Origin of the sequence: Massilia norwichensis, from assembly GCF_024753245.1 — a bacterium.
Lineage (GTDB): Bacteria > Pseudomonadota > Gammaproteobacteria > Burkholderiales > Burkholderiaceae_D > Telluria > Telluria norwichensis.
Genome location: NZ_JANUGX010000006.1, coordinates 48,496 through 70,635 on the forward strand (window position 1 = coordinate 48,496; position 22,140 = coordinate 70,635).

The window sequence follows — 22,140 nt, forward strand, 5'->3', positions numbered from 1 at the left end:
CCGCTCGAAAAGCAAAGGCACCCTCGGGTGCCTTTTGTTTTGCCTCAAACCGGGGTCAGACACCGATTTTTGGAAAGATCCCCACGGCTATTGCCAAAAATCGGTGTCTGACCCCGGTTTGCGTTAGCTCAGCTTTTCTTTGAAGAAGGCCACTGTTCTGCCCCAGGCCAGCTTGGCCGCCGCCTCGTCGTAGCGCGGTGTGGTGTCGTTGTTGAAGCCGTGCTCGGCGCCGGCGTAGACGAAGTGCTGGTAGTTCACCTTGTTGGCCTGCAGCGCAGCCTCGTAGGCGGGCCAGCCGGCCAGGATGCGTTCGTCCTTGCCGGCGTCGTGGATCATCAGGGGCGCGCGGATCCGTGCCACGTCGGCGGCCGCCGGCTGCGCGCCGTAGAAAGGCACGGCCGCCGCCAGCTCGGGGATCTGCGTGGCCAGGTAGTTGGCGATGCCGCCGCCGTAGCAGAAGCCGACCACGCCTACCTTGCCCGTCCCCTGCGCCAGCCCCGCCAGCGCGTGCCAGGCGGCGACGAAGTCGGCCCGGGTTTTCACCTGGTCCAGCTTGGGGAACAGCGCGCGCGCCTTGTCCTCGTCGCCGGGATAGCCGCCCAGCGGGAACAGCGCGTCCGGCGCATAGGCGATGAAGCCTTCCAGCGCCAGGCGGCGCGCGATGTCTTCGATATGCGGGTTCAGGCCGCGGTTCTCGTGCACCACCAGGATCAGCGGCAGCTTGCCCTTGGCATTGGCCGGCATCGCCAGGTAGCCGCGCACCTTCCCGTAGCCCTGCGGCGATGGAAATTCCTGGTAGCTGGTCTTCAGGCGCGCGTCGGCAGGTGCGACCAGCGGCGCCGCGAAGGATGGCGACAGCTGCGCCAGCAAGGTGGCCGCCGTGGCCCCGCCCACCGCATAGCGCCCCGCCCGCGCGAGGAAATCGCGGCGCGACAGGCGCCCGTGCACATAACCGTCGAAGAGTTTCAGTACTTCGGGATCGAAATCCGTGGCAGTTAAACGCGTCATGCTGGTCTCCCTGGTTGTTCATAATCTAAGGACATCGCTCTCTATCGTACACCTGGACGGGCGGCTGTGACATTTCACGGATTTCTCGGGTGCAAATAAAGGTATCGTGGCGTTTTCCCAGCAAGGAGAGACCGTGGCCACCACCGCAAACCCGAATTCGCTGCGCATCGACGGTACCCCGGGCGACGACGGCCTGCTCGGCACCCCGGCCGATGAAGACATCCACGGCGGCGCCGGCAACGACGACCTCGTCGGCAAGGGCGGCAACGACCTGCTCGACGGGGGGCCGGGCGACGACTACCTGATCGGCGACAGCGGCAACGATACCCTGCTGGGCGGCGACGGCGACGATTTCCTGGCCGGTCAGGGCGGCAACGACAGCCTCGACGGCGGCACCGGCCTGAACGTCCTGTTCGGCGGCGATGGCGACGACCACTACGAGATCCACAGCCTCACCGACCTGATCATCGATACCGGCGGCCACGACAGCGGCACGGTCTCGGTGGACTGGTACAAGACCGACCCGACCGTCGAAGACTGGAGCTGGGCGCCCGGCGTGCAGAAGCTGCCCTACTGGATCGATGCGCTGGTGTATGACGGCGTGCCTTTCATCGGCGCGGCGCTGGATGGCGCGCACACCATCTACTACGCGTTCGCGCAGACGCCGCCGAGCTTTTTCAATGACGAGGACAAGAACGGCTTCAAGGCCTTCAACGCCGCCCAGATCGGCTATACCAGGACCGTCCTGGCCTACATGGAAACCGTCCTGAACCTGCATTTCGTCGAGACCACCGACACCGAAGGCGACAGCACCATTGTCTTCGCCAACAACAAGCAGGAGGATTCGGCCGGCTATGGCTACGCGCTGCAGCCGACCGGCGGCAGCGCCCGCGTGCTGGTCGACATCACCCTGCAGACGCAATCGCCCATGTTCGACAGCGGCGCCGAACTCATGCGCGTGCTCGCCCACGAGATCGGCCATGCGCTGGGCCTGAAGCATCCCTTCGGCCACGACGATGCGCTCGGCAACGCCGGCATCGGTCCCTTCCTGCCGGCCGCCGAAGACAATGTGCTCTACTCGATCATGAGCTACACCGGCATCGAGCCCCATCCGGGCCAGTTCAGCCCACTCGACATCGCGGCCCTGCAGTACGTCTACGGCCCCGCCGGCGGCTACCGCGCCGAGGACACGCGCTACACGATCGGCCGCGACTACATGATGATCGGCGACGGCGGCGGCAACGACACCCTCGACGGCGCAGCCCAGACCCGGGACCTGACGCTGTTCCTGGAAGCCGGCTACTGGAGCTACGTGGGCGCGAAAGCCGCCACCATCACCGCGCACGGCCAGATCACGATCGACCTCGGCACGGTGATCGAGAACGCGATCGGCGGCGCCGGCAATGACCTCATCGTCGGCAATGCGGTGGCCAACAGCATCAGCGGCGGCGGCGGCAACGACCTGCTGCGCGGCGGCGGCGGCGACGACCGGCTCGACGGCGGCGCCGGACGCGATACGGCCGCCTACGATGGCGCGCGGGCCGGCTACACGGTCACGCGCACCGATACCGGCCTGCGCGTGACCGACCGCAGCGGCGTCGAAGGCAGCGACAGCCTGGCCGGCATCGAGCGCCTGCTGTTCGCCGACGGCGCGCTGGCCTTCGACGTCGACGGCGTCGCCGGCAAGGCCTACCAGCTGTACGCGGCCGCCTTCGACCGCGTGCCCGACCTGGGCGGCCTGGGCTTCTGGCTGGGCGCGATGGACGGCGGCACCTCGCTGACCGACGTGGCGACGGAGTTCACCAAATCCAAGGAATTCACCAGCATGTACGGCGCTACCCGCAGCGCCGAGGATTTCCTGACCAAGGTGTACCAGCACGTGCTGCACCGTGCGCCCGACCCCGCCGGCTACGACTACTGGCTGCAGGTCATGAAGAGCGGCGCCACCGAAGGCCAGGTGCTGGCGGCGGTCAGCGAGGACTTCGAAAACCACAACCTGCTGATCGGCCAGATGCAGGACGGGATCGCCTACAAGCCTTACGTCTGAACGGGCGCGCGGACGGGCGCCGTCCCTCAGTTCTTGTCCTTGCTCCTGCGCCGCAGCAGCGACAGGATCACGAACGCGAACACGGCGCTGACCACTGCCGTGGTCTCCCGCCCCATCCCGGCGGCCACGCCGATGGCGGCTGTCAGCCACACGCTGGCGGCCGTGGTCAGGCCCTGGATGGCGTTGCGCTCGCGCAGCTTGAGGATGGCGCCGGCCCCGAGAAAGCCGATCCCCGCCGTCACGCCCTGCAGCACGCGCGACAGGTCTTCGACCTGCATGCCGGCCTGCAGCGGGATCAGGACGAAGATCGCCGAGCCCAGCGCCACCAGCATGTGCGTGCGCTGCCCCGCCGAGGCGCCGATCGATTCGCGCTCGTAGCCCAGCAGGCCGCCGAGCGCCACGGCCACGATCAGGCGCACCACCACGCGCGTGATGTCGTTGGCGTCACCCAGGTCCGAGAATTCCTGCTGTATCGTGATCCAGCTTTGCTCCCACCACACGTTTCCTGCCTCCCTTGGTCTGGAAGACATCATGCCAGCTCCGGCTCATCGGTGGCGCGCAGGCGAGGAATGTGATTACAATGCTCTTTTATTTGAGGGGAACATGATGTCGCCGCTGGAAAAGAAGCCCATGTTTATTCTGGTGGTCAGTCTGTTGACCAGCGCCACGACGCTCTATCTGTTGGATGCGGCAGGCCTGCCGTCGCCGGGCGCGTTGCGGCCCGCGCAATGGGTCATCTATTTGTTCTGTTTCTTCGGCATCTGGCGCAGCTACTCGTTCCTGGGCTGGCTGGCGGCCTTGTACGTCGCTCCATCGCTCGTCACCCGGCCCCAGCCCACCGATCGCCCATCAGTGTAGCCTGATCTTCGCCACCGTCGGCTCGTCGCCGACCTCGATCTTCGCATCGTCGAAGCCGGGCGGCCCGAACTTGCTGGCCGCATCGCGGCTGAAGCCGTAGTTCTCCTTCGGGATGCCGAGCAGGTTGCGGTCGAGCTCACCATTGCCGTTCTCGTCCTGGTAGGCCAGCACGGCCCAGGTGCCCTTGGGGACGTTCGGCACCAGGATCACGTTCTCGCCGTCGCGCGCGGGCGCCGATGCGGAATAGGCGCACTGCTTGAGGAAGCGCTCGCGGTCGCAGACGGCGACCTTGACGCTGCCCTTGCCGCCAGCGACCTCGGTGACGCGGACTTCGACGGTGGCGGCCGATGCGGTGGCCGAAGCAGCGGCGGCGGCCAGCAGCAGGCCGCCGGCCAACAAGTGGGTGAATCGGGTCATGCGTGTCCTTTCGCTTATGGTAGTCTGTCCGGCATGTTCAACGCCTTCATTCTCATCCTTACCGTGGTCCTGATGGAAGTGTTTTCCATCGTCGCGCACAAGTACGTCATGCACGGTTTCGGCTGGGCCTGGCACCGCTCGCACCACGAGCCGCGCACCGGCTGGTTCGAGAAGAACGACCTGTACGCGGTCGTGTTCGCCGGCGTGGCCATCGCCCTGATCTACGCCGGCGCCACCCTGGGCCACCATCCGCTGGAATGGATAGGCGCCGGCATGACGGCCTACGGTTTGCTCTACTTCGTGGCGCATGACGGCCTGGTGCACCAGCGCTGGCCCTTCCGCTACGTGCCGCGCAGCGGCTACCTGAAGCGCCTGTACCAGGCCCATCGCATGCACCACGCCGTGGCCGGCAAGGATGGCGCGGTGTCCTTCGGCTTCCTGTATGCGCCGCCGGTCCACGTCCTCAAGCAGGCTTTGCATGAGCTGCATCAGGGGCCGCTTCGCCGGCAGCACCCGGACGCTGCCACAGGCCGGCCGGACGCGGTCGCCTCACGGTCGAACCCGCAGTCGAACCCGCAAGACGCGAACTGAGCGCCTGCACGCCCCCTTCCGCCAGCAGGCGCAGCTTGGTCGCCTTCGAGGTCCCTGCGCGCTCGTCCCAGGCCCGTGCGCCGCGGCGCTTGACCACCACGCCGATCTGCCGGTAGACCTTGCGCGCAGTGGCGATCGCCCAGGCCGAGCGCAGGGGCAGATCCGCGATCCCGGCCAGGGCCGAGTCGTAATAGGGTTCGGCATGGTCGACCAGGCGCGCCGCCACCCTGGCCAGCGCCGCCCGGTGCTGCGGCAACGCGACTTCATCCGGCGGTATGCCGGCCTCGCGCAGCCACTGGGCCGGCACGTAGCAGCGGTGTACGTGCGCGTCCTCGACGATATCGCGGGCGATGTTGGTCAGCTGGAAGGCCAGGCCCAGGTCGCAGGCGCGGTCGAGCACGCGCGGATCCTTCACCCCCATGATCGACGCCATCATCAGGCCGACCACGCCGGCCACGTGGTAGCAATAGCGCAGCGTGTCCTCGATGGTCTCGTAGCGCGCCCCCTCGACATCCATTGCGAAGCCGGCCAGGTGGTCGAAGGCGAAACGCTGCGGCATCTGATGGCGCAGCGCGACTTCCTGGAAGGCGGCAAAGGCCGGGTCCCGCATCGCTTCGCCGGCGTAGGCGCGGCGGGTCAGCTCGCGCAGTTCGGCCAGCCGCGGGGCGGCATCGAACTGCTCGCGCGGCGCGGCGTTGAAGCCCAGCTCCTGGCCATCGACCACGTCGTCGCAATGGCGGCACCAGGCATACAGCATCAGCACGCTGCGCCGGGTGGCGGGGTCGAACAGCCTGGCGGCAGCGGCAAAGCTCTTCGACCCGACGGCGATGGTTTCGGTCGCGTGATTCAGCAATGCTGCATCCGACTGCGCGCTCACACCCGCACTCCTTCCCGCATCGCCTGCAGCATCAGACCCGCCGTGGCCTTGGCCGAGCCGATCACGCCCGGCACGCCGGCGCCGGGATGGGTGCCGGCACCGACCAGGTAGAGGTTGGACAGCTCGGCATCGCGGTTGTGCGGGCGGAACCAGGCGCTCTGCGTCAGCAGCGGCTCCAGCGAGAAGGCCGAGCCCAGGTGGGCGTTCAGCTGGTCGCGGAAGTCGTGCGGCGTGAAGATGCGGCTGGTGACCAGCTGGCTGCGCAGGCCCGGCATGTAGCGCTGCTCCAGGTAGTCGAAGATCCGGTCGCGGTACTTCGGCCCCTCGACCTCCCAGTCGATCGGCGCATTGCCCAGGTGGGGCACCGGCGCCAGCACGTAATGGCTGCCGCAGCCGGGCGGCGCCAGCGAAGGATCGGTCACGCAGGGCGCGTGCAGGTAGAGCGAGAAGTCCTCGGCCAGGCTCTGGCCCTTGAAGATGTCCCTGATCAGCTCGCGGTAGCGCGGCCCGAAGCAGACCGTGTGGTGCTGCAGCTGGCTGTGGTGTTTATCCAGGCCGAAGTAGAGCACGAACAGCGAATTCGAAAACTTCTTCTTCGCCAGCGATGCGCCCTCGGCCGCGCCGCGCGGATGCTGGCCCAGCAGCTTGGCATAGGTATGCACCACGTCGGCATTCGAGGCGACGGCATCGGCGGCGAAGCTGCGGCCGTCTTCCAGGCGCACGCCGTCGACCTTGCCGTCGCTGACGCCGATCTGCGCCACCGACGCGTTCAGCTCGATGCGGCCGCCGATGTCCTGGAACAGGCGCACCAGCGCGCGCACCAGGGCGCCGGTGCCGCCGCGCGGGAACCACACGCCCCACTCGCGTTCGAGCGCGTGGATCAGCGTGTAGATCGAGGAAGTGGCGAACGGATTGCCGCCGACCAGCAGCGAGTGGAAAGAGAAAGCCTGGCGCAGCTGCTCGTCCTGGATGAAGCGCGACACGATGCCGTACACGCTGCGCCAGGCCTGCAGGCGCGCCAGCTGCGGGCCGGCGGCGATCATGTCGCGGAAGGACAGGAAAGGCACGGCGCCCAGCTTCAGGTAGCCTTCGGCGAACACGGCCTTCGAATAGGCCAGGAAGCGCTGATAGCCTTCGACGTCGGCCGGGTTGCGCGCATGGATCTGGCGGTCCAGCGCCTCCTGGTCGTTGGCGTAGTCGAAGTGGCTGCCGTCTTCCCAGCACAGGCGGTAGAACGGCGTCACCGGCAGCATCTCGACATAGTCTTCGATGCGCTTGCCGGCCACGGCGAACAGCTCTTCGATGCAGGAGGGGTCGGTGATGACGGTGGGGCCGGCGTCGAAGGTGAAGCCCTGGTCTTCGTACACATAGGCGCGCCCGCCCGGCTTGTCGCGCTGTTCCAGCAGCGTGGTCTGGATGCCGCGGGCCTGCAGGCGGATCGCCAGCGCCAGGCCGCCGAAGCCGGCGCCGATGACCACCGCGCGGCGCGGTTCGATATTCCGTGCGTTCATTCTGCTCTTCCGATTTGATGGGGGTGGATCTTGCAGGCGGCGACAAAGGCCTGGCCCACGGGAACCGGCGGCTTGCCCGACAACAGGCGCGCTTTATCCCCGAGGCTCAGGCGGCCGGCGTAGAAATGCTTGATGAGGGAAGCCGGCAGCCGGTAGAAGCGCTGCATCACGCGCCAGCGCCGGTCCGGACTGCCGGCCAAAAACAGCATGCGGTTCAGCAGCCGGAAGAAGCGCTGGCGCCGCCATTCGCGGCCGGCTTCGTCGCGGATCGCCGCGAACAGCGCCGGCGCGCCCAGGTCCGGCATGGCGGCGATGCGCTCGCTAAGGCGCACCGCGTGCGGCAGCGAGTAGCCGGTGGTCGAGTGGAACAGGCCGGCGCGCAGGCCGACGCTGGGCTGGCCTTTCAAGTCGTCCCAGTAAGCGTCGAAGTCGCCCGCCAGCACGATCGGCAGCCTGCCCTCTTCCTCGCGCAGCACTTGCGCGACACGCCAGCCGCGCGCCTGCGCATAGGCGGCGATGTTGGCGCGCAGGCGTTCGGGTTCCCAGGCGTCGCTGTCGACGTAATGGGTGTCTTCGATCAGCAGACGGTGCGTATCGAAGGGCAGCACGTAGACGAAGCGGTAGCCGCCCTGCTGCTCGACGCTGGCATCCATGATGATGGGCGCGTCCAGGCCATGCGGCGCGGCCAGCCGCAGTTCCTGGCCGAGGAAGGTCTGCCAGCCCAGCGCCAGCCGGCGGCTGGGCCGCATGCCGCGGCCGTCGATCACGGCGTGCGCTTCCAATACCTCGCCGCTTTCCAGTTCGACGCGGTTCGGGCCGACTGCCGCGATGCGCGTGTCCAGGCGCAGCGAAGCTCCCAGCGCCGCCTCGATCGCGCCGGCGAAATCCTGCGAGGCGATGCTGGCATAGCCGCCGTCGAGCGTGCGCCGCAGTTGCGGGAACACGACCTCGTAACGCGGCCAGCGGCGCGATACCAGGGGCGCGATCCAGTCCAGCTGGGCCGCATCGAGATCGCTGTCGTGGAAGGACCAGGTGTGGTTGCCGCCCAGGTGCGCGCCCTGCTCCAGCAGCAGGATGCGCAGCTCGGGCCGGCGCTGGCGCAGGCGCCAGGCGATCAGGCCGTTGGCCAGGCCGCCGCCGGCCAGAATCAGGTCCCAGCCTGGCCCTGCCGCCGGCACGCGTTCGGCCCCGTTCATGCCGGCGCTCTGGCCCCGCCGTCCGCGCGCGCCAGCCTGTCTTCGCTGCGGCGCAGGCGCAGGGCTGCTTCGACGATGTCGGCCGCGCGCGGCGTGCCGCCGGCCTGGGCCAGGCTGGCGGCCTGCACGTCGAGCTGCTCGCCGAACTGCGGCTCGTCGAACAGGCGCCGCAGCTGGCGTTCGATGGTGCCGGGGCCGGCCAGCCGTGCCGAGGCGCGCAAGCCGATCCCGGCGTGCAGGACGCGGGTCGCGGTGCCGGGCTGGTCGAAGGTGACCGGCATCGCCAGGATCGGCGTGCGCGCTTCGACCGCGTCCATCACCGTGTTGATGCCGGCGTGCGAGACCACGGCATCGGCCTGCGCCAGCGCTTGCCGTTGCGGCGCGAACGCGCAGACCCAGCTGGCGCCGGCGCGCTTGAGCGCCTCTTCCTGCGCCGCGTCGAGGCCGCCGCAATGGGCCACCAGCAGCTGGGCGTCGAGCCGGCGGCAGGCCTTGGCGACGCGCTTGAAGATGCCGAAGCGGTGGCCCTGCAGCGTGCCGAGCGAGGCGAACACGAAGGGCCGGCCGGCGTCGATGTTGGGGAGCGGCGTCGGCGCCGTGGCACCGGTGTCGGCGGCGGCGCGCAGCGGCCCCACGTGGTGGAAATGCGGCGGCAAGGCGCGGCGCGGGAAATCGAAGGCGACAGTGGTCTGGCTGACCTGGGCCAGCGGCGACAGGCAATCGTGCAGGCCGCTGCGATTCGACAAGCCGAGACGGCGCGCCTGCGCGGCGATCACCGCGCCGTGCGGCCGCATCATCCAGTCGTAGACACGGGTACTGCCCTCGACAACCTGTGCGGCCTGTTCGGTGTCGGCGTAGGCGAAGGGCATCACGGCCAACGGGATGCCGGGCTCGCGGTTGACCGGCATCGCGCAGGCCACCGAGACGAAAGGCAGGCCGAGCGCCTCCGCCACCAGGCCGCCGGCTGCTTCCATCTGGTCGGCAAGCAGCGCGTCGACGCCCAGGCCGTGCAGCGCGGCCGGCAGTTCGCGGCACAGCATCTCGGTGCCGCGCGCCATGTCGAGGATCACCTGGCGCAGCCCGAGCGGGCCACCGGGATTGGCCGCGCGGCGCAGCGAAGCCGCCAGCGATCCGGGCGGATGGGTGTCGGCGCCGACCGCGTGGAAGCCGATGCGCGCGTCCTTCAGATACGCGGCAGCGTCCGGCCGCTGCAGGAAGGTGACGCGGTGGCCGCGTTTGAGCAGTTCGAGGCTGAGCGCGGCCAGCGCGCTGAAATGGCTGTAGAACGCCGGTGCAACCACGCCGAAGTGGGCCATGCGCTTCCCCGCTCCGCTTCAGTGACGGGCCAGGCTGACGCCGGCGCCGGCCGCATGCAGGTGCGCCGTCGCGGCCGGCGTGAAGGCTTCCACGCCATTGGTGCGCGTGAACAGGCCGGCGACGAAACGGCGGGTATGGCCCTTGCCGCCCAGCGCCGCGCTCAGGTGGCGTTCGGCCTCGAGCAGGTGGTGGTCGAGCCGGCGCCGCGCCTCGTCGTGGCCGAGGGTGTTGACGAAGGTCCGCTTGCCGAGGTCCTTGCCGGTGTCCTTGCCGGTGATGGCGCTGTCGTTGGCGACGTCGTCCTGGAAGTCGTCGCGGATCTGGAAGGCCTGGCCGGCCGCCAGCGCGAAGGCGCGCAGCGACTGGGCCACGCAATCGTCGGTCTCGGCGATGATCGCGGCCATGTCGACCGCCACGCCCAGCAGCACGCCGGTCTTGAGTTCGTTGGTGACGGCGATGTCGGCCGCGCTCTGGCGGCTGCCGCGCAGGTCGAGGAACTGGCCCTTGACCAGGCCCTGGTCGCCGACCGTCTCGGCCAGCTTGGCAACCAGCCGTGCGCGGACCTCGGCCGGCACTTCGCGCGCCGTGGCCAGCAGGCCGAAGGCGCGGCTGAGCAGGCCGATCGCGGCCAGCACCGCGACGTCTTCGCCGAACTGCACGTGGATGGTCGGCTTGCCGCGCCGGAGCATGGCGTTGTCCATGCACGGCATGTCGTCGAGGATCAGCGAGGCCGCATGCACCATCTCGACCGCGCAGGCGACGTCGACCAGGGCTTCCGATTCGCAGCCGAGGTCGCGCGCGACCAGCATCAGCAGCAGCGGCCGCATGCGCTTGCCGGCGCTCAGCGCCCCCGCGCGCATCGCCAAAGTCAGGAGGTCGGCCTGGTCCGGGCTGTGCGCCAGGTGCTGACCGATACGTTCTTCCAATTGCTGGCGCAGCTGGTCGATACCGAACCCGCCAAACCGCCGTGTCTGTGTCGTCATGCGCCTCCCTGCCGGACGGAAATTGATGAAATTGAGCCTCATGATACCGGATTCATGTTAAACAATAGTTAATTTTGTTTAAACGTGCGCACCTGCCTGCCACACTTGCGCAACATGCCTGCAACATGCCCCCGGCACACGCATGACCTGCTCTGCCTGGCAACTTTGCTATGATTGGCTTTCCGCACATAACCGGAAAGACGCGATGAAGTTGCTTGTCCCGCTCGTCCTGCTTGGCCTGGCCGGCTGCGCCGCCGCGCCGCTCAAGGACGGCATTTATCCCTTGCAGCCCAACCAGCGCGTTGCCTTGTCCGGCACCACCACCCTCACCTACGACAGCTTCAGCGACAGCCGCTGCCCGGCCAACGCGCGCTGCATCTGGGCCGGGCGGCTGAGTTTCCAGTTCGTGCTGGACGGCCCCGACGGCCGCGAAGAGTTCTCGCTGGGCCCGGACCAGCTGGCGGCCATGCCGAAGTCCCTGCATGGCGCCCGCGTCGCGCTCGACCCGGCCGGCATCCCGCCCATCCGCACGACCAATGCGACGCGCCCCGGCGACGTCATCCCCGTCACGCTCAAGATCACCAGCCCATGACCACCTCCTGCAAAGCGCTTGCCGGCGCCCTGATCCTGTCCATCGTCCTCGCGCCGCCGCTGGCGCTGGCCAAGACCCCGGTCGCCACCGGTACCGGCGGCGCCGTCGCCACCATCAGCGAAAAGGCGTCCGAATCGGCGCTCGCCATCCTGAACAAGGGCGGCAATGCGATCGATGCCGCCGTCGCCGCGGCCGCCACGCTGGGCGTGACCGACCCGTTCAGCTGCGGCATCGGTGGTGGCGGCTTCATGGTCATCTACCTGGCCAAGGACAAGCGCGTGATCACGATCGACCACCGCGAGACCGCCCCCAGCTCGTTCAGCCCGGCCGTGTTCCAGGAAAACGGCAAGGCGATCGACTTCGACACGGCAGTCGCCAGCGGCGCCGCGGTCGGCGTGCCGGGCACGGTGCGCGGCTGGCACGAAGCCCTGCAGCGCTACGGCACGATGAGCTTCAAGCAGGTGCTGGCGCCGGCCATCGATGTGGCCACCAGGGGCTTTCCTGTTAGTGAAACTTTTCACAAATTAACAGCCGAAAATGAAAGGAAATTTCAGCTGTTTACGAGCACCAGCCAGCTCTACCTTCGCAACGGCAAGGCGGTCCCGACCGGCACCGTGCTGAAGAATCCGGACATGGCCAAGGCCTACCGCGAGATCGCCGCGCGCGGCTACAAGGCTTTCTATGAAGGGCCGATGGCGCAGGCGATGGTCGACGCCGTCAACCGTCCGCCGCTGGCCAAGGGCGCGCAGGTCCGGCCCGGCACGATGTCGCTGGCCGACCTGGCCAACTACGAGGCGCGCATCCGCCAGCCGATCCGGTCGACCTACCGCGGCTACGACGTGTACGGCATGCCCCTGCCCAGCAGCGGCGGGATCGCCGTGGCCGAGGCGCTCAACATCCTCGAAGGCTACGACCTGAAGAACCTGCCGCGCCCGAACGTCGAGCATCTCTACCTGGAAGCCAGCCGCCTGGCCTTCGCCGACCGCAACGCCTACCTGGCCGACCCGGAATACGTCGACGCGCCGGTCGACGGCATCCTGTCCAAGCAGTTCGCGGCCCAGCGCCGCTCGCTGATCCGTCCCGACAAGGCCGCCGGCGTGGTCCCGGCCGGCGACGCCTTCCTGTACGAGAACGACCAGAGCTTTCCGCTGCGTCCGCAGCAGAAGCTGATCCAGGAAGGCACGCACACCACCCACCTGACGGTCTCGGACAAGGAGGGCAACGTGGTCTCCTACACCTTCACCATCGAATCCTGGGGCGGCAGCGGGATCGTGGTGCCGGGCTATGGCTTCCTGCTGAATAACGAGATGACCGACTTCGACTTCACCGGCCCGGCGCCGAACATCCCGGAAGCCGGCAAGCGTCCACGCAGCAGCATGGCGCCGACCATCGTCATGAAGGACGGCAAACCGGCCTTCAGCATCGGCAGCCCGGGCGGCGCGACCATCATCACCACCGTGCTGCAGACCATCGTCAACCATATCGATCTCGGCATGAGCATGGACAAGGCGATCGATGCGCCGCGCCTGTCGCAGCGGAACGCCAGGGAAACCTCGGTGGAACCGGGCTTCATCGGCACCCAGCAGGCCAAGGGCCTGGAGAACTTCGGCCACAAATGGGAGACCAGCCCGGCGCCGGAAGAAATCGGCGCGGCCAACGCCATCGTGTTCAATCCGGACGGCACGGTGACGGCGGTCAGCGAAGGCCACCGCCACGGCATCGGCACCGCCCTGGTGCAGAAGCGCGGACATTGAGGAGACCAGGCATGAGCATGCAGGATTACCAGAACAAGCTGAAAGCCGCGCGAGCGGACTACCCCTTCAAACGCTGGGGCGAGAGCGGGCTGGATCAGTACACGCCGGAGGCCTGCGCGGCCTTCACCCGGATCTTCGACAAGCTGATCGCCGACCTCGGAAAACTCGGCGTGAACGCGGCGGACGACGCCAAGCTGGCGGCCTTCGAACAGGCGGTCCTGGCCCTGAACGACCTCGACGACGAGGACGAGCGCCTGATCGAGACCGACGAACGCGAACAGCTCTGCGAACTGGTCAACACCATCGCCCGTGCCGCGGGCCTGGACCCGAAGGACTACGGCGACGGCGAAGGGCCGGCCAGCGAATGGCGCGAGTGGTAAGCCGCACGGCCGGCATCGTGTGACATTTCGCGGGTTTTTCTCTTGTTGCCATCTGGTACGCTTGCGGCACTCGCAACCGTTTCAGACAAGGACCTCATGGTAATCAAGAAAGGATGGGCAATCGCTTCCCTGTGCGCGCTCGGCAGCACGATCGCCTCCGCCACCGAAGCGCCGATCCAGAGCGTGACGCTGTATCCCGGCAGCGCGACGGTCGAACGCGCGGTCGAGATCGCGCCCGGCATGACCCAGGTCGAGATCACCGGCCTGCTCGCCAACTTCAATACCGACACCATCCGCCTGCAGGCCGACCCCGGCATCCAGATCGGCCAGGTGCTCACGCGCGACCGCACGAATGCGGACAGCCCGAGCCCGCGCGAAGCGGAACTCGAAGCGAAGATCCTGGCGCTGCAGGACCAGATCGCCGCCATCGAGGTCGATGCCAAGTCGGCCCAGACCGCCCAGGCCTGGCTCGAGCACCTGGGCAGCGGCGACGGCGCGCTGCGCCCCGCCCCCAGCGATCCGAAGACTTTGCTGGGCACCGTCGACGCCATCCGCAAAGGCAGCGGCGATGCCCTCGAACGCATCCGCAACGACGACATCAAGAAGCGTGCGCTGGCCAGGCAGCTCGACGCCCTGAAGCGCGACCTCGGCAAGCTGCAGGCGAACACGCGCGACAGCCGCAGCATCACGGTCCACCTGGCCGCGAAGCAGGCCGGCCGCCTGGTCCTGAGCTACCAGGTCAACCGCGCAGGCTGGAAACCGGCCTACCGCGCCGCCCTCGATTCGAATGCCTCCACCGTGGCCCTGGAGCGGCTGGCGACGATCTCGCAGAAGACCGGCGAGGACTGGAGCCGGGTCAAACTGACCTTGTCGACCGGGCAGCCGACGCTGTCCGTGTATCCGCCGAACCCGCAGCCGTGGTTGCTGAACTACCGGCCGCCGGTGGAACGCGCGACCTTGCAGTACGCGCCGCCCCCGCCCGCCGCCCCGGCAGCGCCGGCGCCCTTATTCGCGCGTGCCGCCAGGAACAGCGAGGACGACGATTACGTGGCACCGGTGCTGCAGACCCAGGGTAACTTCAGCACCGAGTACCAGGTCCCGGCACGGGTCGACCTGGCGGCGGACGGGCGTGAGATTTCGGTCGGGCTGACGAAACAGTCGCTGCAGGTGAAACAGCGCGTGCAGATCTCGCCGCGCACCAGCAGGGACCTGGCGGTGCTGACCGCCGAGACGCCGCGGCCCGAAGGGGTCTGGCTGCCGGGCCAGGTGCAGCTGCAGCGCGACGGTTCGTATGTGGGCGCGCTGTACTGGGATCCGCAGGCGAAGGACCGCTTCGAGTTCGCCTTCGGGCGCGATCCGCTGGTCCGCGTCGCGGTCGAGCACCGCAACGAGCAGTCCGGCCAGACGGGCCTGTTCAAGCGCGACAACCAGCGCCGCGTCGACGACAGCTATGTGGTGACGAGCTTCCACCGCCAGCCGGTCGAGATCCTGGTGCTGGAACCGACCCCGGTCAGCCAGTCGGACAAGGTCGAGGTGAAGGCGACCCTGGTGCCGGAACCCAGCGTGAAGGATTGGGATCAGCGGCGCGGCCTGGTCGGCTGGGAACGCACGCTCAAATCCAACGAGACGGCGCGCTTCAACGTCGGCTACGTGATCGACTATCCGAAAGAAGGCAACGTGCTCGGGCTGCCATGAAGCACATGTTCACATCGGCGAGCGCTTTTCGCCGATGTGAGAAAGTGTGATTATTTCTTTTGGTTAAACTGTCACAATGACGGGGTTGCCGTTTGCCAGAGCCTCGCCATGCCCTTCCCGTCCCTCGCCGACATCGACGCGCTGACCGGCGAGTTCGCGTCACGCAAGAGCGAAGCCGCGTTTCTCCAGCACAGGCAAACACAGATCCAGCCCCTGCTCGGCTTCACCCTGGTCTTCTGTACGCTGTTCTATCTGGCGTTTGCGCTCACCGACCTGGCCGCGCTCGGATTCGGCACGGATTTCCTGTCGCTGCTGGCCGCGCGCATGCTGGTCGCGCTCACGGCCGGCAGCTGCGCGTGGCTGGCTTACCGGCGCCGCCTGAGGGTACGCGCGCTCCGGCTGGCCGCTTCGCTGTCGGAAGCGGTGGCGCTGGGCTGCTTCATGCTCGTCGCCACCCTGCGCCCGGCCGAATTCCACTGGCATGCGATGTCGCTGGCAATCATGCTGATCGTGGTCTACCTGTACATCCCGAACAGTTTCGTCAACGCGGCGCTGCTGGCATTCGCGTCGACCGCCATCCTCCTCGTGCTCGCGCTGCGCCTGGGCCGGATGAGCCACGCCGACGTGATCACGATGAGCATGCTGCTGGTGCTCGCCAACGCCTTCGGCGCACTGGCGGCGCGGCGCTTCAACCGCGTCTCGCGCGAGGAATACCGTGCCCAGATCGAGCTGCAGCATGCGGCCGAGCGCGACCACCTGACCGGTTGCCACAACCGGCGCTACCTGCACGACAGCCTGATGCGGACCGGGACGCGGCATGCCGGCCTGTGCGTGGTCCTGTGCGACATCGACAACTTCAAACGCATCAACGACACCTGGGGCCATGCCGACGGCGACGAAGTCATCCGCAGCTTTGCGCGCCTGCTCGGCGCCATGACGCGCGACGGGGTGGACAGCGTGATCCGCTACGGCGGCGAGGAATTCCTCGCGATCCTGCCCGCGACCTCGCTCGAAGAAGGCATCGCCTTCGCCGAGCGCCTGCGCACGCGCTTTGCCGCCAGCGCCACCCCGTCGGCCGACGGGCGCGACAGCATCCTCACCACCGCCAGTTTCGGCGTGGCCGCCGCCGGCATGCGCGGCGACGGTGCGGCGCCGCTGCTGCAGGACCTGATCTCGGCTGCGGACAAGCTGATGTACGAAGCCAAGCGCAGCGGCCGCGATTGCGTACGCGCCATGCACCTGGCTTGAAGGGGAAGACGGACAAAAAAAGACGGCTCCTCGAAAGGAGCCGTTAAAAGAACCCGGACGCCAAGCCGCCCGGGCCGGGAACTACTGGAGACGGGTGATGCGATTACAGGTGCGGCGTCATCAGCGGCATCAGGTCGTCGAAGGTACGGCCGCTGCCGTTCTCGCCGATCGCATGCATCTTCCATTCGCCGTTATGGCGGTACAGCTTGGCCATGATCTGGGCCGTGTGCGAGCCCTGCACCGACAGGTCGTAGCGTGCGATCTCCTTGCCGTTGTTGGTGTCGAAGATGCGGCAGAAGGCGTTCTCCACGGTCGAGAAGTTCTGGCCGGTGAAGCTGTTCACGGTGAACACCAGCGACTTCACGCCGGGCGGCACGCTGCGCAGGTCGACGATGATCTGCTCGTCGTCGCCGTCGCCGGCGCCGGTGCGGTTGTCGCCGGTGTGCACGATGCTGCCGTCCTTGCTCTTCAGCTGGCGGAACCAGACCACGTCGACCGGGCGGTTCGATTCGTCGAACATCACCACCGACGCATCCAGGTCGACCGGCTGGCCGGCGCCGCCGCCGAAGCCGAAGAAGCCCTTGCTCTTGGCGACGTCCCAGCCCAGGCCCATCGTGACGCGCGACAGTGCGCCGCCGGCTTCCTTCTCGAGCGAGATCTTCTGCCCTTTTTGCAGGTTGACTGCCATGTCCTTACTCCTTCTTTGTAGGTTGAATCCGTTCAGCGTGCCGGCGTCTGCATCCAGGCTTTGAATGCGGCGCGGTTGCGCGAACAGACGTAAATCTTGCCGCGACCGGAAAAGCGCAGGACGATGCCTTCGCCGCTGGTCTGGCTGTTGATCAGGTTGCCCAGGAAGCCGCTGCTCTGGCCGGTCGTCACCGAGACTTCGTAGTGCAAGGTCGAGTCCCAGGCCACGACGTGCGAGTTGTCGATGATCGCGTCCTTGCCCGGCTCGACCTCCAGCATGCTCATCGAACCGAAGCCCGACACCACCACCTGTCCACTGCCCTGGGTTTCAGTGACGAAGAAGCCGCCGCTGCCCGCGAACAGGGCGTTGCCGACGCCCTGGGTGCGCACCTTCAGGTCCACGCCCGAGCTGGCGGCGACGAAAGCGCCGTCGCTGATGATGTACTGGCTGCCCGGGCCGCAGTCGACGATCTGCATCGCGCCCGGCAGGGTCGGCGACAGCAGGCAGTCGCCGTCGCCGCGGGCGGCTTCGATGTGCTGCTGGAAGAAGGACTCGCCGTTGGCGAAGGTGCGCATCAGCGCGCTGCCCAGGCCACCGCGCATCTTGCCCTTCAGGTCGAGCGTCGATTCCATCATGACCATCGCGTCGGATTCGCAGTAGATGGTCTCGCCGTGGCGCATGGACACGTGCAGGAAGGGATCGACGTCACCGGTAACGGTAAATTTAGGCATAACTTGGCTTCCTTTTGTTTTGGTGTTACCGCCCCACCCGCGGACAAGGGTGAGGCGGCTGGATCGATGCTTAGACGTTCACGCCGTAGTTCTTGGCGAGGGGGCCCAGACCGCCGTTGAAGCCCTGGCCCACCGCGCGGAACTTCCAGTCCGCGCCATTACGATATACCTCGCCGAAGATCATGGCCGATTCGGTAGAGCCGTCTTCCGACAGGTCGTAGCGGGCGACTTCGGTGTCGTTGGCTTCGTTCACGCAGCGGATGAAGGCCTTGCCCACCATGCCGAAGTTCTGGCGGCGGGTATCGCCGTCGTGGATGGTCACGGCCAGCACCACGCGGTCGACGTCGGCCGGTACCTTGCTCAGGTCGATGCTGATGCTCTCGTCATCGCCTTCGCCGGCGCCGGTGCGGTTGTCGCCCGAGTGGACGATCGAACCGTCGGCCGACTTGGCGTTGTTGTAGAAGATGAAGTCGGCATCCGAGCGTACTTTGCCCGATTGGTTCAGCAGGAACGCGACACCGTCCAGGTCGAACGCAGCGCCATCGGTGGCGCGCACGTCCCAGCCCAGGCCCAGCTTCAGGCGGGTCAGGCCCGGTGCTTCTTTCGACAGGTTGACGTTACCGCCTTTTTGCAGACTGATTGCCATTTGAGACTCCTTGTTTTGGTTGAACACCTTCGGTACTGCTGCAGCGAACTGGTGTTCTGCCGTTCGCCGCAGATTCTTGGCGTGGGCACGGCGTGCCCACCCTACGTCACTGAATTTCTGCTACTTCCTTGTGGCCCGCGCCCATCGCTTCCATACGCTTGCGGTAGCGGATCGAGCTCCACACCGAGGCGGCGATGAAGGCCACGCCAGCCAGGCCGGTCACCAGTTCGGGCACGTGGTACTTCATGCTTGCCAACATGATCGCGGCCAGGATACCGATCGCGTAGTGGGCGCCGTGCTCCAGGTAGACGAATTCATCGAGCGTGCCCTTTTCCACCAGGTAGACCGTCATCGAACGCACGAACATCGCACCGATCGCCAGGCCCAGCATGATGATCACGACGTCGTTGGTGATCGCGAAGGCGCCGATCACGCCGTCGAAGCTGAACGATGCATCCAGCACTTCCAGGTACAGGAAGCCGCCGATACCGCCGCGCTTGACCATGTCGCCGACCTCGCCGCCACCCTCTTCCGACTTCTCGAGCATGTTCGACAGCACATCCACGCCGACGTAGACCAGGATGCCCCACAGGCCGGACATCAGCACCACCATCTTCTGGGCTTCGGTCACCAGCGCCAGGCTGGCCATCAGGACGCCGATCGCGATCATCACCGAGATCGAAGACACCTTGCCGAGCGAACCGAGCTTCTCTTCGAAGTGGCCCAGCCAGTGGTGTTCCTTCTCGTCGTCGAACAGGAAGTTCAGGAACACCAGCAGCAGGAACATGCCGCCGAAAGCCGCCACCTCAGCGTGGTGGTTGGTCAGGTGCATCGAGTACTCTTTCGGGTTCTCCAGCGCCATCCGCCAGACGTCGCCCATGCCCAGGTCGGCCGCCACCGCCACGATCACCAGCGGGAACAGCAGGCGCATGCCGAACACGGCGATGATGATGCCCACGCCCAGGAACAGCTTTTTCCAGAACGCGTCCCAGGTCTTCAGGACCGAGGCGTTCACCACCGCGTTATCGAAGGACAGCGACACTTCCATCACGGCCAGGATCGCGGCGACGCCCATCGCCGTCAGCGCGGTTGCCCATCCGCCGTGCGTGTAGCCCCACCACGCCGAGCCGATCAGGCACAGCGCGGTGACAAAAAATGACACCCTGAAATGCTTCATCTTGGTTTCCCCTTGTTGTGTTTCGTTATTGACTTAGCGCAGTGTAGAGAGGTGACGAGAAAGGAAAAAGCGAAGATAATGAGAGAATTACTTCGATAAAACCTGAGACACTCATCCACACCATGAAAAGCGACCTGAATTACCGCCACCTTTATTACTTCTGGGTGGTCGCCAAGGAAGGCGGCATCACGCGCGCCGCCGAGCGCCTGAGCCTGGCTGTGCAGACCGTCAGTTCGCAACTGACCCTGCTGGAGCAATCGCTGGGCAAGGCCCTGTTCTCGCAGCAGGGCCGGCGCCTGGTGCTGACCGAGGCCGGGCGGGTGGCGATGAACTACGCCGACCAGATCTTCCTGCTGGGCCTGCAGATGCAGGAAGCGGTGAGCGAGGCGGACAGCGGCCGCATCCGGCTCTCGGTCGGCATCTCGGACTCGCTGCCCAAGCTGTCGGCCTACCGCATGCTCGAGCAGGCGATGAAGATCGACAAGAAGGTGCGCCTGGTCTGCTACGAAGACCAGTTCGAGGCGCTGCTGGCCGACCTCGCCCTGCACAAGCTGGACGTGGTGCTGACCGACCGCGAAGTGCAGCCGGGCAGCGCGCTGAAGGTGTTCAGCCACCAGTTGTTCGAAAGCGAGATGCTGGTCGTGGGCGTACCCGGACTGGCGGCCGATTACGGAAAAGATTTCCCGAAGAATCTGAACGGCGCGCCCTTCCTGCTGCCGACGCGTAATAATGCCCTGCGCGGCAAGATCGACGAGTGGTTCCTGCAGGAGAACGTGAAACCCGACGTGGTCGGCGAGTTCGAAGACAACGCCCTGCTGAGCACCTTCGGACGGCGCGGCCTCGGCCTGTTCTTCGCCCCGGCGGCGCTGGCGGGCGAGATCGAAGCGCAGTTCGGCGCGGTGCAGGTGGGTGCGGTGCCGGGCGTGCGCGAGCAGTTCTTCGTGATCTCGAACGAACGCAAGATCAAGCACCCCGCGGTCGAAGCCATTCTCGCGACGGCGGCGGCTGAGCTGTACAATGGTGCCGGCATTGCCCCTTGATTAACCCTACATTTGTATGCAAAACCTCTTATTCGTCGTTCTGGCCTTGTTCCTGGTGGCGCTGAACGGCTTCTTCGTGGCAGCCGAATTCGGCATCGTCACCCTCCGCAAAACCCGCGTGCGCGCGATTGCGAAAAGCGGCGGCCTGCGCGGCCGCATCCTCTACAAAGTCCATAGCCAGCTCGACGCCTACCTGTCGGCCTGCCAGCTCGGCATCACCCTGGCCTCGCTGGGCCTGGGCTGGGTCGGCGAGCCGGCGTTTGCCCGCATCCTCGAACCGGCCTTCGGCCTGCTCGGCGTCACCAACGAACAGCTGATCCACGGCGTGTCCTTCGTGATCGCGTTCGGCGTGATCTCCTTCCTGCACATCGTAGTCGGCGAACTGGCGCCGAAGTCGCTGGCGATCCGTACCCCGGAAGTGGTCGGCCTGTGGAGCGCGATCCCCCTGTACGGCTTCTACTGGGCGATGTACCCGGCGATCTGGGTGCTGAACGCCAGCGCCAACATGGTGCTGCGGGTTGCCGGCCTGTCCGGCGCCGGCGGCCACGAGACCCATTACTCGAACGAAGAACTCAAGATGATCCTGCGTACAAACACCAGTACGACAGGCGAGAAGGAAAAGTTCACCCACGACGAGCGCCACATCCTGGCGCAGTCGCTGGAGTTCGGCGAGCATTCGGTGGCGGACCTGATGCGCCCGATTAACGAGGTGAGCGCGCTGTACGCCAGCCGTTCGCTCGAGCAGAACCTCGACACGATGCGCCGCAACCGCTTCTCGCGCTACCCCTACTTCGACGAGGAAGGCGAGGAAGTGCTGGGCGTGATCCACCTGAAGGATCTGTTCCTGGCCGAGCAGTCCGGCAAGGACGTCACCGTGCTGTCCGAATACCTGCGCCCGGTCGAGACCTTCTCGGCGCGCACCCCGGCGATCGAGCTGTTCCGCCGCTTCCGCACCGGCGCCCCGCACTTCGCGCTGATCGGCGAAAAGGGCAAGCGCCCGGTCGGCTTCATCACGCTGGACAACATGCTCGGCGCCATCGTCGGCGAGATCCGCGACGAGTTCCGCATGAACGAGAACGACTGGATGCGCCAGACCGACGGTACCTTCATCGGCAAGGCCAGCCTGCCGATCGTCTCGCTGGAACGCGTGCTCGGCATCGACATCGACAACGAAGCGATGGGCCTGGACGAGGTGGAATCGGTCGGCGGCCTGCTGATGGCCAAGCTGGGCGACATTCCCAAGCAGGGCCAGCGCATCGAGTTCCCGCGCTTCGACGTGGTGGTCAAGAAGACCAACGGCCCGCGCATCCTGCTGGTGAAGGTGATTCCGCGCCTCGAGCGCGGCGCCGACGAGGACGAGCTGGACTGATCGAGCCCGATCCCG

At 66.8% G+C, this 22,140-nt stretch carries 21 protein-coding genes and 1 pseudogene; 10 read left to right on the forward strand and 12 right to left on the reverse strand.

Annotated features, from left to right (window positions below):
- Positions 1-123 precede the first annotated feature (123 nt).
- A complete protein-coding gene (locus NX782_RS07015; RefSeq protein ID WP_258844719.1) occupies positions 124-1,008 on the reverse strand; it encodes a dienelactone hydrolase family protein in 885 nt (294 codons plus the stop codon).
- 133 nt (positions 1,009-1,141) lie between these two features.
- Here NX782_RS07015 and NX782_RS07020 point away from each other — a divergent pair, with 133 nt between their 5' ends.
- Positions 1,142-3,055, forward strand: a complete 1,914-nt coding sequence (locus tag NX782_RS07020) for a M57 family metalloprotease (protein WP_258844720.1) — start codon at positions 1,142-1,144, stop codon at positions 3,053-3,055.
- Positions 3,056-3,081: 26 nt separating this feature from the next.
- Here NX782_RS07020 and NX782_RS07025 read toward each other — a convergent pair whose 3' ends face one another.
- Complete coding sequence (locus NX782_RS07025) at positions 3,082-3,588, reverse strand: MgtC/SapB family protein (protein WP_258844721.1); 507 nt, start codon at positions 3,586-3,588, stop codon at positions 3,082-3,084.
- Positions 3,589-3,658: 70 nt separating this feature from the next.
- Here NX782_RS07025 and NX782_RS07030 point away from each other — a divergent pair, with 70 nt between their 5' ends.
- A complete protein-coding gene (locus tag NX782_RS07030; RefSeq protein WP_258844722.1) occupies positions 3,659-3,913 on the forward strand; it encodes a hypothetical protein in 255 nt (84 codons plus the stop codon).
- Here NX782_RS07030 and NX782_RS07035 read toward each other — a convergent pair.
- Positions 3,905-4,330 (reverse strand): DUF2141 domain-containing protein, encoded by a 426-nt coding sequence (locus NX782_RS07035; RefSeq protein ID WP_258844723.1) that lies wholly within the window; start codon positions 4,328-4,330, stop codon positions 3,905-3,907. The two genes, NX782_RS07030 and NX782_RS07035, sit on opposite strands and share 9 nt — an antisense overlap.
- A 33-nt stretch (positions 4,331-4,363) precedes the next feature.
- Here NX782_RS07035 and NX782_RS26570 point away from each other — a divergent pair, with 33 nt between their 5' ends.
- Positions 4,364-4,921 carry a sterol desaturase family protein gene (locus tag NX782_RS26570; protein ID WP_441295302.1) on the forward strand — a complete coding sequence of 186 codons (558 nt, stop codon included), beginning with the start codon at positions 4,364-4,366 and terminating at the stop codon, positions 4,919-4,921.
- On the opposite strand, the pseudogene crtB reads toward NX782_RS26570, so the two are convergent.
- The 5 genes and pseudogenes from crtB to NX782_RS07065 all read right to left on the reverse strand — a co-directional run.
- Positions 4,905-5,798, reverse strand: a pseudogene (gene crtB / locus NX782_RS07045) (15-cis-phytoene synthase CrtB); the annotation flags it as partial. The gene NX782_RS26570 and the pseudogene crtB sit on opposite strands and share 17 nt — an antisense overlap.
- Positions 5,795-7,309, reverse strand: coding sequence for a phytoene desaturase (locus NX782_RS07050; RefSeq protein WP_258844725.1), 1,515 nt, complete (start codon positions 7,307-7,309; stop codon positions 5,795-5,797). The pseudogene crtB and the gene NX782_RS07050, both read right to left, overlap by 4 nt.
- The gene (gene crtY, locus NX782_RS07055; RefSeq protein ID WP_258844726.1) at positions 7,306-8,505 is read right to left on the reverse strand and encodes a lycopene beta-cyclase CrtY; all 1,200 of its coding nucleotides are present in this window, start codon (positions 8,503-8,505) and stop codon (positions 7,306-7,308) included. Before crtY ends, NX782_RS07050 begins: the two co-directional genes overlap by 4 nt.
- Positions 8,502-9,821 carry a glycosyltransferase gene (locus tag NX782_RS07060; RefSeq protein ID WP_258844727.1) on the reverse strand — a complete coding sequence of 440 codons (1,320 nt, stop codon included), beginning with the start codon at positions 9,819-9,821 and terminating at the stop codon, positions 8,502-8,504. The genes crtY and NX782_RS07060 overlap by 4 nt, the downstream gene beginning before the upstream one ends.
- An 18-nt stretch (positions 9,822-9,839) precedes the next feature.
- A complete protein-coding gene (locus NX782_RS07065) occupies positions 9,840-10,805 on the reverse strand; it encodes a polyprenyl synthetase family protein (protein ID WP_258844728.1) in 966 nt (321 codons plus the stop codon).
- A gap of 205 nt (positions 10,806-11,010) precedes the next feature.
- On the opposite strand from NX782_RS07065, the gene NX782_RS07070 reads away from it, so the two are divergent.
- The 5 genes from NX782_RS07070 to NX782_RS07090 all read left to right on the forward strand — a co-directional run bounded on the left by NX782_RS07070 (position 11,011) and on the right by NX782_RS07090 (position 16,474).
- Positions 11,011-11,397, forward strand: coding sequence for a hypothetical protein (locus NX782_RS07070; protein WP_258844729.1), 387 nt, complete (start codon positions 11,011-11,013; stop codon positions 11,395-11,397).
- Positions 11,394-13,151, forward strand: coding sequence for a gamma-glutamyltransferase (gene ggt, locus NX782_RS07075; RefSeq protein ID WP_258844730.1), 1,758 nt, complete (start codon positions 11,394-11,396; stop codon positions 13,149-13,151). Before NX782_RS07070 ends, ggt begins: the two co-directional genes overlap by 4 nt.
- Positions 13,152-13,162: 11 nt before the next feature.
- Positions 13,163-13,531: a hypothetical protein gene (locus NX782_RS07080; RefSeq protein WP_258844731.1), complete on the forward strand. Its 369-nt coding sequence runs from the start codon at positions 13,163-13,165 to the stop codon at positions 13,529-13,531.
- A gap of 96 nt (positions 13,532-13,627) precedes the next feature.
- A complete protein-coding gene (locus NX782_RS07085; protein WP_258844732.1) occupies positions 13,628-15,226 on the forward strand; it encodes a mucoidy inhibitor MuiA family protein in 1,599 nt (532 codons plus the stop codon).
- A gap of 108 nt (positions 15,227-15,334) precedes the next feature.
- A complete protein-coding gene (locus NX782_RS07090) occupies positions 15,335-16,474 on the forward strand; it encodes a GGDEF domain-containing protein (protein ID WP_258844733.1) in 1,140 nt (379 codons plus the stop codon).
- A 103-nt stretch (positions 16,475-16,577) separates the two neighbouring features.
- Here the strand turns inward: NX782_RS07090 and NX782_RS07095 are convergent, their stop codons facing one another.
- The 4 genes from NX782_RS07095 to NX782_RS07110 all read right to left on the reverse strand — a co-directional run bounded on the left by NX782_RS07095 (position 16,578) and on the right by NX782_RS07110 (position 19,716).
- Positions 16,578-17,162, reverse strand: a complete 585-nt coding sequence (locus NX782_RS07095) for a TerD family protein (RefSeq protein ID WP_258844734.1) — start codon at positions 17,160-17,162, stop codon at positions 16,578-16,580.
- Between the two features lie 32 nt (positions 17,163-17,194).
- On the reverse strand, positions 17,195-17,893 hold the full coding sequence (locus NX782_RS07100) for a TIGR00266 family protein (protein WP_258844735.1): 699 nt from the start codon (positions 17,891-17,893) through the stop codon (positions 17,195-17,197).
- A 70-nt stretch (positions 17,894-17,963) separates the two neighbouring features.
- On the reverse strand, positions 17,964-18,539 hold the full coding sequence (locus tag NX782_RS07105; protein WP_258844736.1) for a TerD family protein: 576 nt from the start codon (positions 18,537-18,539) through the stop codon (positions 17,964-17,966).
- A gap of 106 nt (positions 18,540-18,645) precedes the next feature.
- Entirely contained in the window at positions 18,646-19,716 is a 1,071-nt protein-coding gene (locus NX782_RS07110; protein ID WP_258844737.1) for a DUF475 domain-containing protein, read from the reverse strand.
- Between the two features lie 122 nt (positions 19,717-19,838).
- Here NX782_RS07110 and nhaR point away from each other — a divergent pair, with 122 nt between their 5' ends.
- The gene (nhaR, locus tag NX782_RS07115; RefSeq protein ID WP_258844738.1) at positions 19,839-20,756 is read left to right on the forward strand and encodes a transcriptional activator NhaR; all 918 of its coding nucleotides are present in this window, start codon (positions 19,839-19,841) and stop codon (positions 20,754-20,756) included.
- Positions 20,757-20,772: 16 nt separating this feature from the next.
- Complete coding sequence (locus NX782_RS07120) at positions 20,773-22,125, forward strand: hemolysin family protein (RefSeq protein WP_258844739.1); 1,353 nt, start codon at positions 20,773-20,775, stop codon at positions 22,123-22,125.
- Positions 22,126-22,140: the final 15 nt, after the last annotated feature.

Excerpts from the sequence above, each read along its gene's own strand:
- NX782_RS07080 (WP_258844731.1), top strand. The coding sequence starts at position 13,163 with ATGAGCATGCAGGATTACCAGAACAAGCTGAAAGCCGCGCGAGCGGAC.
- NX782_RS07095 (WP_258844734.1), bottom strand. The coding sequence starts at position 17,162 with ATGGCAGTCAACCTGCAAAAAGGGCAGAAGATCTCGCTCGAGAAGGAA.
- NX782_RS07100 (WP_258844735.1), bottom strand. The coding sequence starts at position 17,893 with ATGCCTAAATTTACCGTTACCGGTGACGTCGATCCCTTCCTGCACGTG.
- NX782_RS07090 (WP_258844733.1), top strand. The coding sequence starts at position 15,335 with ATGCCCTTCCCGTCCCTCGCCGACATCGACGCGCTGACCGGCGAGTTC.
- ggt (WP_258844730.1), top strand. The coding sequence starts at position 11,394 with ATGACCACCTCCTGCAAAGCGCTTGCCGGCGCCCTGATCCTGTCCATC.
- NX782_RS26570 (WP_441295302.1), top strand. The coding sequence starts at position 4,364 with ATGTTCAACGCCTTCATTCTCATCCTTACCGTGGTCCTGATGGAAGTG.
- NX782_RS07050 (WP_258844725.1), bottom strand. The coding sequence starts at position 7,309 with ATGAACGCACGGAATATCGAACCGCGCCGCGCGGTGGTCATCGGCGCC.
- NX782_RS07025 (WP_258844721.1), bottom strand. The coding sequence starts at position 3,588 with ATGATGTCTTCCAGACCAAGGGAGGCAGGAAACGTGTGGTGGGAGCAA.
- NX782_RS07060 (WP_258844727.1), bottom strand. The coding sequence starts at position 9,821 with ATGGCCCACTTCGGCGTGGTTGCACCGGCGTTCTACAGCCATTTCAGC.
- NX782_RS07110 (WP_258844737.1), bottom strand. The coding sequence starts at position 19,716 with ATGAAGCATTTCAGGGTGTCATTTTTTGTCACCGCGCTGTGCCTGATC.
- NX782_RS07035 (WP_258844723.1), bottom strand. The coding sequence starts at position 4,330 with ATGACCCGATTCACCCACTTGTTGGCCGGCGGCCTGCTGCTGGCCGCC.
- NX782_RS07015 (WP_258844719.1), bottom strand. The coding sequence starts at position 1,008 with ATGACGCGTTTAACTGCCACGGATTTCGATCCCGAAGTACTGAAACTC.
- NX782_RS07070 (WP_258844729.1), top strand. The coding sequence starts at position 11,011 with ATGAAGTTGCTTGTCCCGCTCGTCCTGCTTGGCCTGGCCGGCTGCGCC.
- NX782_RS07065 (WP_258844728.1), bottom strand. The coding sequence starts at position 10,805 with ATGACGACACAGACACGGCGGTTTGGCGGGTTCGGTATCGACCAGCTG.
- crtY (WP_258844726.1), bottom strand. The coding sequence starts at position 8,505 with ATGAACGGGGCCGAACGCGTGCCGGCGGCAGGGCCAGGCTGGGACCTG.
- NX782_RS07120 (WP_258844739.1), top strand. The coding sequence starts at position 20,773 with ATGCAAAACCTCTTATTCGTCGTTCTGGCCTTGTTCCTGGTGGCGCTG.
- nhaR (WP_258844738.1), top strand. The coding sequence starts at position 19,839 with ATGAAAAGCGACCTGAATTACCGCCACCTTTATTACTTCTGGGTGGTC.
- NX782_RS07030 (WP_258844722.1), top strand. The coding sequence starts at position 3,659 with ATGATGTCGCCGCTGGAAAAGAAGCCCATGTTTATTCTGGTGGTCAGT.
- NX782_RS07105 (WP_258844736.1), bottom strand. The coding sequence starts at position 18,539 with ATGGCAATCAGTCTGCAAAAAGGCGGTAACGTCAACCTGTCGAAAGAA.
- NX782_RS07085 (WP_258844732.1), top strand. The coding sequence starts at position 13,628 with ATGGTAATCAAGAAAGGATGGGCAATCGCTTCCCTGTGCGCGCTCGGC.